At 54.4% G+C, this 13,101-nt stretch carries 10 protein-coding genes and 1 pseudogene; 4 read left to right on the top strand and 7 right to left on the bottom strand.

Annotation, left to right across the window (positions count from 1 at the left end):
- Entirely contained in the window at positions 1-1,017 is a 1,017-nt protein-coding gene (locus GOV85_RS07285; protein ID WP_171176509.1) for a TRAP transporter substrate-binding protein, read from the bottom strand.
- 148 nt (positions 1,018-1,165) lie between these two features.
- On the opposite strand from GOV85_RS07285, the gene GOV85_RS07280 reads away from it, so the two are divergent.
- Positions 1,166-2,083, top strand: a complete 918-nt coding sequence (locus GOV85_RS07280) for a LysR family transcriptional regulator (protein ID WP_171176507.1) — start codon at positions 1,166-1,168, stop codon at positions 2,081-2,083.
- A 386-nt stretch (positions 2,084-2,469) separates the two neighbouring features.
- On the opposite strand, the pseudogene GOV85_RS07275 reads toward GOV85_RS07280, so the two are convergent.
- Together GOV85_RS07275 and GOV85_RS07270 are read right to left on the bottom strand one after the other, a co-directional pair.
- Positions 2,470-2,592, bottom strand: a pseudogene (locus GOV85_RS07275) (winged helix-turn-helix transcriptional regulator); the annotation flags it as partial.
- 20 nt (positions 2,593-2,612) lie between these two features.
- Positions 2,613-3,335, bottom strand: a complete 723-nt coding sequence (locus GOV85_RS07270; protein ID WP_171176505.1) for a haloacid dehalogenase type II — start codon at positions 3,333-3,335, stop codon at positions 2,613-2,615.
- 14 nt (positions 3,336-3,349) lie between these two features.
- Between GOV85_RS07270 and GOV85_RS07265 the strand changes: the two genes are divergently transcribed.
- Positions 3,350-4,663 carry an FAD-binding oxidoreductase gene (locus GOV85_RS07265; RefSeq protein ID WP_371813582.1) on the top strand — a complete coding sequence of 438 codons (1,314 nt, stop codon included), beginning with the start codon at positions 3,350-3,352 and terminating at the stop codon, positions 4,661-4,663.
- A 410-nt stretch (positions 4,664-5,073) separates the two neighbouring features.
- Here GOV85_RS07265 and GOV85_RS07260 read toward each other — a convergent pair whose 3' ends face one another.
- From GOV85_RS07260 to GOV85_RS07245, 4 genes are all read right to left on the bottom strand, one after another.
- Positions 5,074-5,454 (bottom strand): carboxymuconolactone decarboxylase family protein, encoded by a 381-nt coding sequence (locus GOV85_RS07260; RefSeq protein ID WP_171176503.1) that lies wholly within the window; start codon positions 5,452-5,454, stop codon positions 5,074-5,076.
- A 261-nt stretch (positions 5,455-5,715) separates the two neighbouring features.
- Complete coding sequence (locus GOV85_RS07255; RefSeq protein ID WP_171176501.1) at positions 5,716-7,170, bottom strand: aldehyde dehydrogenase family protein; 1,455 nt, start codon at positions 7,168-7,170, stop codon at positions 5,716-5,718.
- 68 nt (positions 7,171-7,238) lie between these two features.
- Complete coding sequence (locus tag GOV85_RS07250; RefSeq protein WP_171176499.1) at positions 7,239-8,327, bottom strand: SRPBCC family protein; 1,089 nt, start codon at positions 8,325-8,327, stop codon at positions 7,239-7,241.
- Complete coding sequence (locus tag GOV85_RS07245) at positions 8,324-9,211, bottom strand: MurR/RpiR family transcriptional regulator (RefSeq protein ID WP_171177283.1); 888 nt, start codon at positions 9,209-9,211, stop codon at positions 8,324-8,326. The genes GOV85_RS07250 and GOV85_RS07245 overlap by 4 nt, the downstream gene beginning before the upstream one ends.
- A 106-nt stretch (positions 9,212-9,317) precedes the next feature.
- On the opposite strand from GOV85_RS07245, the gene GOV85_RS07240 reads away from it, so the two are divergent.
- Both GOV85_RS07240 and GOV85_RS07235 read left to right on the top strand, forming a co-directional pair.
- Positions 9,318-11,795 carry an FAD-dependent oxidoreductase gene (locus tag GOV85_RS07240; RefSeq protein WP_171176497.1) on the top strand — a complete coding sequence of 826 codons (2,478 nt, stop codon included), beginning with the start codon at positions 9,318-9,320 and terminating at the stop codon, positions 11,793-11,795.
- A gap of 172 nt (positions 11,796-11,967) precedes the next feature.
- A complete protein-coding gene (locus GOV85_RS07235) occupies positions 11,968-13,071 on the top strand; it encodes a mandelate racemase/muconate lactonizing enzyme family protein (protein WP_171176495.1) in 1,104 nt (367 codons plus the stop codon).
- Positions 13,072-13,101: the final 30 nt, after the last annotated feature.

The following is a 13,101-nucleotide window of genomic DNA, read 5'->3' as shown; positions in this document are numbered from 1 at the left end:
TTATTCGGAAACCGGGTCGCGACCGATTGCAGCCAGAACGGCGTTCAGCTTTTCAACGCCGCCGATGCTTTCATAGAACTTCGGCCAAACAGCTGTGGTTGCCAGCTCGATGAACTCGGCCTCGTCGTTTTCAGGGACGTGGATTTCCATGCCTTTTTCGACCAGCAGCTCTTTGATTTCAGCTTCCTTGTCGCGCAGGAACTGTGCGGAAGCCTGAGTCGCGGCTTTGCCTGCTTCCAGAACAATCTCTTGATCTTCGGCGGACAGACCTTGGAAGACCTGCTCGGACACGATCAGCGGCTCGATCGAGAAGATGTAACGGATTTCAGTTACATAGTCCTGAACTTCGTAGAACTTCATCGCGTTGATGGTGGTGTAGGGGTTGTCCTGACCGTCAACAACTTTGGTCTGCAGACCTGCGAAGGTTTCCGACCATGCCATCGGAGTCGGGCTGATGCCCCACGCCTTGTAGGTGTCGATCATGATCTCGTTCTTGGGAACGCGGATGACCAGACCTTCAAGGTCAGCAACCGACTTCACAGGTTTCTTCGAGTTCGTCAGAACGCGGAAGCCTGTGTAGGTCCATGCGATGATGCGAACGCCAGCGTCGTTGATGGTGTTCTCGGTCAGTTCCTGGCCAATCGGACCTTGGGTCAGCGTTTCCGCGTCTTCCAGGCTGAGAATCACGTAAGGCAGCGTGAATACGCCAACCGTCGGCGAGAACGGAGTGACGTTGTTGATCGCCAGCAGCGACATGTCCAACGTGCCGATTGCTGCTTCGTTGACGGTGTCCTGCTCTGAGCCGAGCTGACCATTCAGGAACAGTGTCGCGGTGTGCTTGCCGCCTGACAGTTCTTCAAGTTTCTCCTTGAATGCAAGGCCTGTTGCTTCCTGGCTGGAACCGCCGCTGTCACCGACAGCAATCTTAAAGTTCTTGGCGCTTGCCGGTGCGGCCAATGCCAATGCGCCGAGCGACGCAGCCGCCGCAAATGTTTTGATACTTTTGAGCAGAGTCATAAAACCTCCTCCTGTTCGTTGGTTTTGGAAAGTGTTCCGACATGAACAATTGCCCACCAGACCCACTTCGCACGAACACTAGGTTGTTTGGGTTGTGCAATTAATATAAAGTAGTCGAAGTAAAGGTGCAGAAAAATACACGTAAAAAATGCCACAGAAAAAAGCAATCACCAACATCTCTGACGTCGATATAAGGCTCCTTCAGGTATTCCGTACGGTCGTTTCGTGTGGTGGCTTTACAGCCGCAGAATTTGAACTCAACATCAGCCGATCAACAATCAGCAAGCATATTGCCGATCTTGAAACGCGGCTGGGCACAAAACTTTGCCACCGCGGCGCGGCAGGCTTTTCTCTGACATCGGACGGCAAACATGTGCTTGAAGCGTCGAACGAGTTGTTCTTGGCCATAGACAAATTTCAGAACGGATTAGGAGATGTTCGGTCGGAATTGACCGGTAAATTAAGGATAGCACTATTTGATCATTCCACTTCAAATGAGGAATCCAACCTCGATGAAGCGATCAAACGATTCATCGACAAAGCGCCCGGCGTGACACTGGACATATCCATGGAACCGCCGAACATTATCGAAGAAGGCGTGATTAATGGGCGCTTCAACCTCGGTATCGTACCCTTGCACCGACAGTCACCGATGCTGTCTTACTCAGAACTTTATGTCGAAAGAATGCGGTTGTTCTGCGGTCGGGACCACGATTTGTTTCAGTCTGCGTCTGACGACGTCCCTCTAAGTAAACTTCGGCGGTACAATTATGTCGGACTTAGCTTCAACTCACCCAACATGGCTGTTCACCAAAAGTTGATGCTCAGGAAATCCGCATTTGTACAAAACGAAGAGTCTTTGATGCTTTTGATTCTATCCGGCCGGTACTTGGGATTCGTGCCAACGCATAAAGCCCGCACTTTGGTTAAAGAGGGGCACCTCAAACAGATCAATTGCCCTGAAGCCGAGTTTTCTTCGACCATGGCTGCGATTGTACGGAAGAGCGCATCAAAAGGTCGTCGTTTGAACTTGTTTTTGGATGTTCTGCGTTCGTCTCACGGCTGACAGAAGTGTTTTGTCGACGCACTCAGGTTTGTTTTCAGCTCTGGAATATCGAAGCGTAGCGATCCCTTGATGCGCTTCTCGCTTTGTGAAGCAGGCAGTCGTATTCTGTTCTGTGTGAGACCGGGCAACGTAAGCCTTTGCGTATCGTTAAGATAATACCGCTGAACTGCTCTGCCAGAGAGCGAGATGCTTTCCGTCGGATTTCGAGAAGATGGCCACAGAAAGCTGGAAGAAATCACGCGGTTCAGTGCACATTTTTCAAAAGCACGGATCACGCCGCAACGCGGGCCTCAATGTCGCCTGACTGTCTTTGCTTCCTAGAGTTGGGCCACTATTTTTGCCGAGAAAAAACAATGACGAGCTAAACTTCAAAGAGTTTGCAGGGGAAGGCATGGGCTGGGTGACAGGCCAACTGCATCGGCGAGGGCAACGTTGGTTATATTGCCTTGCTCCTGCAGCGTAGACAGAATGTTTATATCGATCCGGTCAAGCTTTGCATTGTCTATCATGATGTCGTCTCCTGAGCGTTCTACTCAGCCAATTCTGCTTGATGGGCCTTGGCCATGTCGATCATGCTGTTGAACTGGAAGTCGTACTTTGGCATTTCACCAGGGTGCATGGTTGCGCCAAAGCCTTTCTTGTCATGCCGACGATAGATCCAGCAATTCGCCAAGCCAAATTTGTTTGCGGGGGCGTGATCATGGAACATGCTTTCTGCGGTATGCAGAATTTCATGCTTTTGAATGCCCTGACGAGCCAGCATTTCGATCATGTAGTCAAAGTTCCGATCAAAAGGTTTGTAGCTCCCTACGTCCTCTGCTGTATAAACACCGTCAAAATGCACGCCAAGACGGGTGTTTGCTGCGGCAAAGGTCGTATTGTCCGTGTTGGTCAGAACAAACAGTTTGTAGTGCTTTTTGAGATACTGCAGCGCTTCGATAGTGTCGTCAAACGCTTTCCAGTGACGCGCATGTTCGCCATACGCAACGCACTGCTCCCAAGTTACCTCAACGCCCCACTCTTCGGCCAAACGGCGATAAACGGTTGGCAGCAATTCGTGATACTTCTTCGCGGGTGTATAGCGCTGCGAAGTGCTCTCGTAGAATGCATGAGCCTCAAGGATTTCGTCGCGCGTCAGGTTACGGCTCACAAGATCAGTAAGTGTTTTCAAACCGTCGATCATGCCGCCTTCCCAATCGAGAAGCGTTCCATACACATCGAATGTCAGGGCTTTGTAATCGCTAAGTTTCATCGGTTTATCCTTCCATATCCGATACTGCATCCAGAGTCGCGCGAAGCCGGTCAACCAAAGGTCTACTTCGCTCTCGGTTAGGGGGCAACACAAGCTACTGCGGAGGCGCGACGCCTAGTGCACAAGGCGATCAGTTGATCATCAGTATGCAAAGGATGAACGCAATTCGCGAGGTTGATGCCAATAACCTCTCGATGACAGTCGAAGCAGGATGTCTGCTTTCGGAAATACAATCGGCGGCGGCCTCTGAAAACTTATTCTTTCCGCTTTCACTCGGATCGCAAGAGTCCTGCCAAATCGGTGGAAATATCTCAACCAACGCTGGCGGTGTTTCAGCTGTACGCTATGGTATTACAAGAGATCTGGTCCTCGGGTTGGAAGCCGTTCTTCCTAATGGTGAGATCCTGAACAACCTGTCGCCACTACGCAAAGACAATCGTGGGTACGCGCTACATCACATGTTGATTGGGGCTGAGGGTTCACTGGGAATAATCACCGCGGCATCCCTGCGTTTGCTTCGTGCACCCTTGTCACAAGCGACCGCATTTTTGGCTGTACGCGACATCGGGGATCTGATGCCCTTGCTGGCGATGGCCCAAAGTGCCACAGGTGAGGCCGTCACGTCCTTCGAGTACACATCGAACTCGTCTCTACAACTTCTGCTGAACAAAGTGCCGGAACTACGGCGTCCGACAGAGGAGCCAGCGGAGCACTATGTACTGATCGAAGCTGCGACATCCTCAACTATTTTGTCCCTTGATCCCGCAATGGAAGCGTTTTTCGAAGCAGGGATGGAACAAGGTTTGATCCTTGACGGGGCAATTGCGTCCAGCGAACAGCAGCGCAAAGATTTTTGGAATCTCAGAGAACATATACCTGAGGGCGAGGTGCTCAATGGTAGCTCTGTCAAACACGATGTGTCTGTAAGAGTCTCGCATGTCGGGCGCTTCATTGAACTTGGGTCAGCATTGGTAAACCAGTATGGGCAAGGTGCTCGTCTCTCCATCTACGGACATGTTGGAGACGGAAACATACACTTTAATCTCTTGGCGCCAGAAGGTGCAGACAATGCAGCATTTCTTGAAATGCTCCAGACTGAGATATCTCCTCGGATTTATGACCTTGTCGCAAAAATGGATGGCTCATTTAGCGCAGAATACGGGTTGGGGCAGGACAAAATTCAACTCAACGAAGCTTTTGGGGACCCTGTTAAGCGTGCGCTCATGTCGACACTTAAAGAGGCGATTGACCCCAATAACATAATGAACCCAGGTAAAGTGGTTCGACCTGGCAAACTCGGTTCAGAGGCCGAGGCCTCAAGCGTGTAGAGGTCGAAAATAAGCTGCAAACAAAACCCTCGTGTTGAATCGTGAGCCGCACTCATAAATCAAGTTGGCCGAGAGAATCCTCGGCCGCTTGGTTGCGATGCGGAATTGTTGCTGATGCTGAAAAGCGTTGGTTGCCTGGCACCAGCCAAGTCGACAGGGTGGAAATACCTCAAGTTGTCGTTTTACAAAGCCACCGGTTCATCAAACGCCAGATTAGGCCGATCTTGGGTTTCAAGCCTTCTGATTCCGCGGCATCCGCTCTGGCCGGAATTGAACGGACTAATATGATCCGCTAGCATCAATTCAAGCAAGTGCTCGCGTCGTTTCAACAATTTGCGCAACGATTTATATCCGCAAACCGTTGAACCTATGTTCCAAGGATTCCTGCTGATTTCGCCCAATTGCGCGGATTATAGCATACCGCGTTCTTCCAGCACTTTACGTGCAACCCGAAAACATTCCAACGATTGCGGAACGCCGCAATATATGCCGATCACGTGAATGATCGAGCGGATTTCTTCTTTGGTTACGCCGTTGTTCAAAGCGCCATTGCAGTGAATTTCCCATTCATGCATTTTGCCCAGAGCGCCTATCATGGTGAGGTTCAGCATCGAACGAGTCTTGTGATCGATTGTGTCGTCACCCCAGCCAAAGCCCCAGCACCAAGCGGTCATGGCTTCCTGAAACGGGCGAGTAAAGTCGTCGGCGGCTGCCAGGTTCTTTTCGACATACTCGGCGCCCAGCGTCGATTTGCGCTGTTTCAAGCCGTGTTCGAATAGGTTGTCGTCCACGTTATTCTCCTTTGATGAAAAGGGCGGTCCTCCAGTTTGACCGACCCGATTGAGTTTTGTTGTTCCGACAGCGTCGTTGAGACATTGTTATCTTCGCAAATCGGAAAGTTCAGGTAACAAATGCGCCGACCAGCCGCTTGGTGGTATTAATTAGGTCCTTTGTGAAGCCACGACAGAACCCGACTTTTTTTGTGAGTTTGGTCACGCATGGCTTAATCGGCACTTGGTTTGCTCCTCATCGTCGATGGTTTTTTCCGCTGATCAACTCCGCAACCGGATGGCCACGTTTTTGGTCTGGACATAATTCCAAAGCGCTTCGCGTCCTTTTTCGCGCCCGTACCCGGATTTTCCATAGCCGCCGAATGGCGTTTCCACCCCGCCTGCATACCATTCGTTGACAAAGACCTGACCAGCACGGATCTGCCGTGCGGCCCGCGTTGCCCGGTCGATATCGCGTGTGAAAACACCGCCGACCAGCCCATAGGGTGTTCCGTTTGCAATCTCGATAGCCTGAGCATCATCACGGAATTTCAGAACCGAAAGGACCGGTGCAAAAGCTTCTTCATTCGCGATGTTCATCTCAGGTGTGACGTTGGTCAGAAGGGTTGGTTCCAGAAATGCGCCGGGGATATTCATTTTACGACCGCCGGTGGCTACCGTGGCCCCCGCCGCGATCGCATCAGACACCATACCAGCCGCACGATCACGCTGTGCCTCGCTGACCATCGGACCCATATTCGGGCCAAATTCACCACGTTCGATACCCGGACCGACGGAAAGGTTGCGTGCGACATTCGAAATGCGTTCGACCAGCTCGTCATGGCGACTTTCGTGTACGATCACGCGGCTCATGGCTGAACACACCTGACCCGCGTTGAAGTAGATCCCCCAGCGCACATCGCTTTCAAAGGCGTCCAGATCAGCGTCATCATGCACGATGGCTGCGGATTTTCCCCCAAGCTCCAATACACAGGGAACCACATTGCGCGCGGCTGCGCTGGCGATTGCGATACCGGTCGGTACAGAGCCTGTGAAGACGATTTGATTGACATGCGGATGCGCCGACAGCGCCGCACCAGCCTCGTGACCCAAACCGCACAGGATGTTTACGGCGCCTTTAGGCAAGCCAACAGCTTCGGCCGCGTGGGCGAACCAAGCATTGGTCAAAGGTGTCAATTCAGGCGTCTTGATCACTACGGTGTTGCCAGTCGCCAGCGCGGCCGAAAGGGAACGCGCGGTCATTTCAACCGGGTAGTTCCAAGGAATGATTTGAGCGGATACCCCAAATGGCTCATACGTGGTGAAATCGAAGTAGTTGGCGCCAAGCGGGATGGACCGCCCCTCGACCGTTTCAGCCTGATTTCCGTAATATTCGAAATACCGGGCCGCGCCTTCGATCTCAACGCGCGCTTCCCAGAGCGGCTTGCCCTGTTCAAAGGTCAGAACCGGGGCAATCTTGTTTATGTTATCCAGCAGGTACCGGCCCATAGCCTGTACCATGCGGCCACGTTCCACGGGGCGCAGTTCGCTGAGCGCACCTGAAAGATGCACGCGGCGGGCCGCCATTACAGCGCGATCCACATCCCCGGCATCAGCCAGCGCCTGTTCGGCCAGCTTTTTGCCTGTCCCGGGGTTGAAAACATCGATCCGACCTGCACCACCATCGATCCAGGTGCCGTCCACGTAATTCTGCCAATAGGGCTTCACGTCGTGCATTTCGCGCATCTCCAAAGCTTCGGAGGGCAAAACACCCTCCGAAAAAAGTTGTTTAACTGTGCTGGGCTTTATTCCACCGCCTCACGCATCCATTGCTGGAGCTTGGCGATGGAATGTTCACTCATGACGCCGCAGGCGGGGTCCAGAACCAGCGGGCCGGGAACGTAGCCTTTGGATTTCAGCCCGCGGTGAACGGATTCGACAAGGCGGATGTCTTCTTCGACCGTTGTTTGGCGGTCTTGTACCGCGAGCCCCCGGATAACATCGCTTTCATGACCGCCTTCGGTGTACCAGCCGCGCCATACGGTGCAGGTGTCCACAGTGTTGGCACGCCAGTGATAGGTGTTCAGCACGTTACCCGGATAGCACTGGAACGAGAACATCGGCCACAGGAACCACGACTGATAGTCGCCTGCATGCGGAACTGACATGTCGATCGGATAGGTCATCTTTTCCAACGCCTGACATTCAGTGGTGTGACGCAACACGTAACCGCCGCCCACGTCGGGTTGAATGTCGTAAGTTTCAGGCTTTACAACGCCTTCTGCAAAAGTGGGGTGGTTAGAGGGGCAGTGGTAGCATTCGGAGTAGTTTTCGATCGAAACTTTCCAGTTGCAGTTTTCCGGAATCTCGACCCATTCCAGCGGTGCCAGGTCGTTTATACCAGGCACGTATTCCGAAATCTCTTCCCTCACGCCGGGATACCATTCGTCCATGGGGGCGGCATCTTTGTCGAGGTTGACGAAGAGGAAGCCCAAAAAATCTTCGGTGCGAACCTCGGTCAGGCAGATTTTTTCGCGCTGAAAGCCGGGAACGTTCTTTACGTTAGGGCCTGCGCGCAATCCGCCGGTCAATTCATAAGACCACTGGTGGTAGGGGCACACCACTACGCGGGTATTGCCGGTGCCGGTAACCATTTCATGAGCCCGGTGCTGGCAGACATTATAGAATGTACGAATGACGTTGTCGCGCCCACGGATAGCAAACAGGTTCTGACCGGCAATCTCAAACGCGAAATAATCGCCGACATTGGGGATGTCGTTGGCGTGACCCGCAAATTGCCAGGTCCGCATCAGAAGACCATTCATCTCATTTTCAAAGACTTCCGGGGCGGTGTAGAATCTGGCGTCCAGCGAATGGGTCAGCGGGGCGTTCATGTGTGTTCCTCCTGGTAAAGGCCAAGCTGATGACGGCGTATGTGAAACTCTTCGACCCGCTCGACGATTTCATCACTCGACACAGCAACAACAAAGCTGAGCAGTGTTTCTAAAAGTGCAATGATAGACAGGGAAGAAGGATAGAATTGAGGGGTGTCTACCGAGACAATGAAACTATGCTGTGCCGACAAAATTATCGGGCTGGCGGGCGAGTCTGATATTCCAATGACAGTGACACCTTGCTTTCGCGCGATGTCCACTGCCTCGACGACTTCAGTACGATAGGGATGACACGTGATGGCAATCAGCACATCCTTCTCATCTGCCCAAGCCAGGTCATCAATAGCCGTTGATCCAGGCCGGGGGATCGCATGAAAGTCTGTCATCCCCGTGCGGGCCAGATATGTGAAGTTTGACGCACTCGAGTTGTTTATTCCAACGCCGAGGGTATAGACGGAACGTGCCGACCAAATAACTTCTGCTGCGGATTGGAGCTGTTCGGCATCAATTTCTGCAAAGGTTTCTTCTATGTTCCGAATGGCGGAATCCAACAGGTCGGCATAGAGTTCTCCAAGGTCACCAGTGCGCCTGATTCCCTGCAGCCAACGCGCCCGGTCCGGGAAAGAACCGTCACTTCGACGAATCTCATCACGAAATGGCTCGCGAAAGTCTCCATATCCTTCAAAACCGATTTGCCTGGCCATTCGCACAACCGTGTTTGGTTTTACTCTGGCAGCCTCGGCTATCTCACGCACGGTGGAAACACCAACTTCCCGTGGGTTTTCCAAAACATATCGCGCGGCTTTCTGAGCTTCGGGTGTCAAAAGCGTCAATTCCTCTGACAGGCGCCCCAGAACCCCAGTTGAAACATCTGTACCATTCATTGCGAGTCTCGGTATGTACATTTGTGCCGTTAGACATTGACACTGGTACATATGTGGCAATAGGAAGTCCATAGAAATCTGCGACTCTCGAACAGGAATTCTTGCGATGTCCACAAAAGAACTGCCCGAACGCGCCAAGGTCGTCATTGTTGGTGGCGGCGTTATGGGATGCGGCCTAGCGTACCACCTAGGTCATGAAGGCTGGGGGGCTGAGACCGTCCTGCTGGAAAAAGCTGAACTGACAAGCGGGTCGACTTGGCACGCCGCAGGTCAAATCACCCATTCCACCAGTTCTTATGGTTTGGGCCGCATGGTCGACTATAACATCGGCCTGTATTCAAAGACGCTTGAGGAAGAGACGGGGCAAGCCGTAACGTGGCACGGCTGCGGTTCCTTCCGTCTAGCCTACACCGAAGACGAAATGGATTGGCTGCGCCACACCCTGTCGGTGGGTCGTTCGCTCGGCTTCAACATTGAACTGGTGGGCCCGGACTTTATTGCCGCGAAGCACCCGTTCTATAACCTCGAAGGCGTTCTGGGCGCGCTTTACACTCCGGATGACGGCCACGTTGACCCGTCGAACGTGACCATGGCCATGGCCACAGGTGCCCGTCAGAAAGGCGTGAAAATCTTCCGTCACTGCCGCGCCACCAACATCACCCAAAACGATGCAGGTGATTGGGTGGTCGAGACCGAGAAGGGCACGATTATCTGCGAGCATGTGGTCAATGCTGGCGGCACTTACGCTCGTCAGATGGGCGAATGGTCGGGCCTGCAACTGCCGATGACCTCGATGACGCACCACTATTTCGTAACCGAGAACGTACCTGAGTTTCAGGATCTGGACACCGAACTGCCGGTGATCCGCGACGACAAACAGGTCTCAGGCTACATCCGGATGGAGCAGAAAAAGGGCCTGATCGGGATTTACGAAAAAGAAAACTCGAACTCGGTCTGGCATGACGAATGCCCATGGGAATACGAGAACTGGCTGTTCGAGGCCGATTATGACCGCGTGATGCCCTGGCTGGAAAACTCGCTGGAACGGATGCCGATCTTTGCTGAACTCGGCATCACCCGCGAAGTGCATGGCGCGATCAGCCATCCGCCGGATGGCAACCCGATGGTTGGCCCCGCTCCGGGCGTCAAGAATTACTGGTGCTGCTGTGGTACACAGATCGGTATCGGTTGGGGCCCTGGCCTGACCCGTGAACTGGCCAAGTGGATGGTTCATGGGGCCGCTGACATCTCGATGCGTGACTACGACCCGCGCCGCTTTGGCGCCTATGCAAAGAAAGACTGGCAGGTCATCAAAGCGCACGAAGATTACAAATTGCGCCATGAGATCCCCTTCCCGCACTTCAACCGTCTGGAAGGCCGCCCGATCAAGCCGTCGCCGCTATATGAACTCCTCAAGGACAAAGGCGCGGTCTACGAAGAAGTCTATGGTTTCGAACGTCCCCGTTGGTTTGCAACCGAAGGTGTCGAGCAGCACGATCACTACAGCTTCCGCCGCAACGTGGTGCATGATGTGGTCGGTGCCGAGGTCAAAGCCGTCCGCGAAAACGTCGGCATCATGGATGTGACCGCTTTCACCAAGGTCGAGGTTTCGGGACCGGACGCCTATGCGTTGTTGGACCGTCTGACCGCCAACAAGATGCCGCAGAAGACCGGCTCGATCACGCTGACCCATATGCTAAACCGCCGGGGCCGGATTGAGTTGGAAACCACTCTGGTGCGGATGGCGGATGACCGCTTCTATCTGGTCTGCGCGGCCTTCTTCGAGCAGCGCCTGCTGGACCACCTGAACCACAACCGTGCCGATGAGAATGTGACCATCACGCCACTGTCCGCTGGCTGGTCGGCCCTGTCGCTGAACGGTCCGAAATCGCGCGAAGTTCTGGCACAGTGCACCGATGCGGACCTGTCCAATGCCGGTTTCCGCTGGCTGTCGGCTCAGGAAATCACCGTGGCCGGTCACAAGGTCTGGGCGTTCCGCATGTCCTATGCCGGCGAGCTGGGTTGGGAATTCCACATGCCGGATGAGGCCTGTGTGGATGTCTATACGGCCCTGTGGGCTGCTGGCGAGCCGCATGGCATCGTCAACTATGGCTCTTTTGCCATGAACGTGATGCGGATGGAAAAAGCCTTCCCCGGCGCGGGCGAACTAACCAACGAGGTCACGCTGCCCGAGGCCAATGTGGGTCGCTTCTTCAAGCTGGACAAGGAGTATCTGGGTGTCGAAGCCACACGCGTAAGCGCCGAGCAGACCGAGAAAGGCGAAATGCCCTGGGTCTGCGCCTATCTGGAAATCAAACCAGACGGGATCGAAGACGGACATGGTGGCGAGGCGATCAAGTTAAACGGCGAGATTGTTGGCGCGACAGCATCTGTTGCTTACGGCCACACGGTCGGCAAGATTCTGGCCTTTGCCTATGTCAAGCCGCACGCCAACGTGCCGGGTCAGGAGATCGAAGTGATCGTCGCAGGTGAACCCCGTAAGGGTCGCATACTGGGCGAGCCTGCCTACGACCCACAGAGCAAGCTGCCTCGCACCGACGCACCCGTTGCGGTTCCAGCTTAAAACAAAACCGGCGGGCATAAGATCAGGTGCCCGCCACCCAATACCGACAACTCAGATCAGGACACTGACCGTTTGGCAACATCGTAGTAACGCCCTGAAGCATCCTGCGACCCCAATAGAAAGACCGAAAAACCTGCCATTTGCGCAACGGGTTAATGAAAGGAAACCTGACGTGAAGATCACCCGCATTGCTGCCTGGGAAGTCCCGCTGACCAGCCATGAAACATATTACATGGCAGATGGGAAAACCTGTGACACGACCATTTCGGTGGTTTTGCGTTTGGACACGGATACGGGCTTGTCCGGCTGGGGCGAAGTCTGCCCGATCCCGCATTACCTGCCCGCCTATGCCAAGGGCGTGATCCCGGCCATTGCCGAATTGGCTCCGGTGCTCATTGGTGCGGACCCGGTGGGGCCGGAAACCGTCATGGAGCAGGCCAACAGGTATCTTCATGGCCATGGTTACGCAAAATCCGCGCTCGATACGGCGCTGTGGGACCTGACCGGCCAAGCCGCCGATCTGCCGGTGCATCGCCTGCTGGGAGGTCGGCAGGTCAAGGACATGCCGCTTTATCACTCGATCACATGTGTGGCGCCGGACGAAATGGCGCGCATGGCACAAGATGCTTATGACAATGGGATGCGCCAGTTCCAGGTCAAGCTGGGCGCTGATGGCGACTGGCAAACGGATGTCGAGCGACTGGCCAAGGTGCGCGAAACCGTGGGTCCGGGCCCGCTGGTTTATGGCGATTGGAACTGCGGCACTGACGCGTTAACCGCGATCCGGGTTGGTCGTGCTGCGGCCCATCTGGATGTCATGCTGGAACAGCCCTGTGCCACGCTTGAGGAATGCGCCCACGTGCAGCGGACCACAGGCCTTCCGATGAAGATTGACGAGAACGCGCATGACATCGCCTCGATCTTCGCCGCGCATCAGGCCGGATGCATGCAGGCCGTGGCATTGAAACTATCCAAGATGAGCGGCCTGTCTGCCATGCGGCAAATCCGGGATTTGTGCCTGACGCTGGGCACCCAGATGTGTATCGAAGATACCTGGGGCAGCGACATCACCACCGCCGCGTTGCTGCATCTGGCCGCGTCCACACCTGCGCGTGGTATCATGAACACGTGCGACCTCAGCCACTATGTCGGCCCGCGTCTGGCCCCCGATGGCCCTGTACGCGAGAACGGCCGCATCACACCACCAGAAGGGCCGGGTCTGGGCGTCACACCTGATGCCGACGCTTTGGGCCAGCCCGTCACCATTATCGATTGATCCAAACCTCATCCCGCCGAGAGACCTGTT

Source organism: Ruegeria sp. HKCCA4633, from assembly GCF_013034605.1.
Classification (GTDB): Bacteria; Pseudomonadota; Alphaproteobacteria; order Rhodobacterales; family Rhodobacteraceae; genus Ruegeria.
Note: the sequence above shows the minus strand (reverse complement) of the source record. Positions and strands in the feature narration are given on the sequence as shown.

Coding starts and splice junctions, on each gene's coding strand:
- GOV85_RS07285 (WP_171176509.1), bottom strand. CDS start 1,017: ATGACTCTGCTCAAAAGTATCAAAACATTTGCGGCGGCTGCGTCGCTC.
- GOV85_RS07280 (WP_171176507.1), top strand. CDS start 1,166: ATGCCACAGAAAAAAGCAATCACCAACATCTCTGACGTCGATATAAGG.
- GOV85_RS07270 (WP_171176505.1), bottom strand. CDS start 3,335: ATGAAACTTAGCGATTACAAAGCCCTGACATTCGATGTGTATGGAACG.
- GOV85_RS07255 (WP_171176501.1), bottom strand. CDS start 7,170: ATGCACGACGTGAAGCCCTATTGGCAGAATTACGTGGACGGCACCTGG.
- GOV85_RS07250 (WP_171176499.1), bottom strand. CDS start 8,327: ATGAACGCCCCGCTGACCCATTCGCTGGACGCCAGATTCTACACCGCC.
- GOV85_RS07245 (WP_171177283.1), bottom strand. CDS start 9,211: ATGAATGGTACAGATGTTTCAACTGGGGTTCTGGGGCGCCTGTCAGAG.
- GOV85_RS07240 (WP_171176497.1), top strand. CDS start 9,318: ATGTCCACAAAAGAACTGCCCGAACGCGCCAAGGTCGTCATTGTTGGT.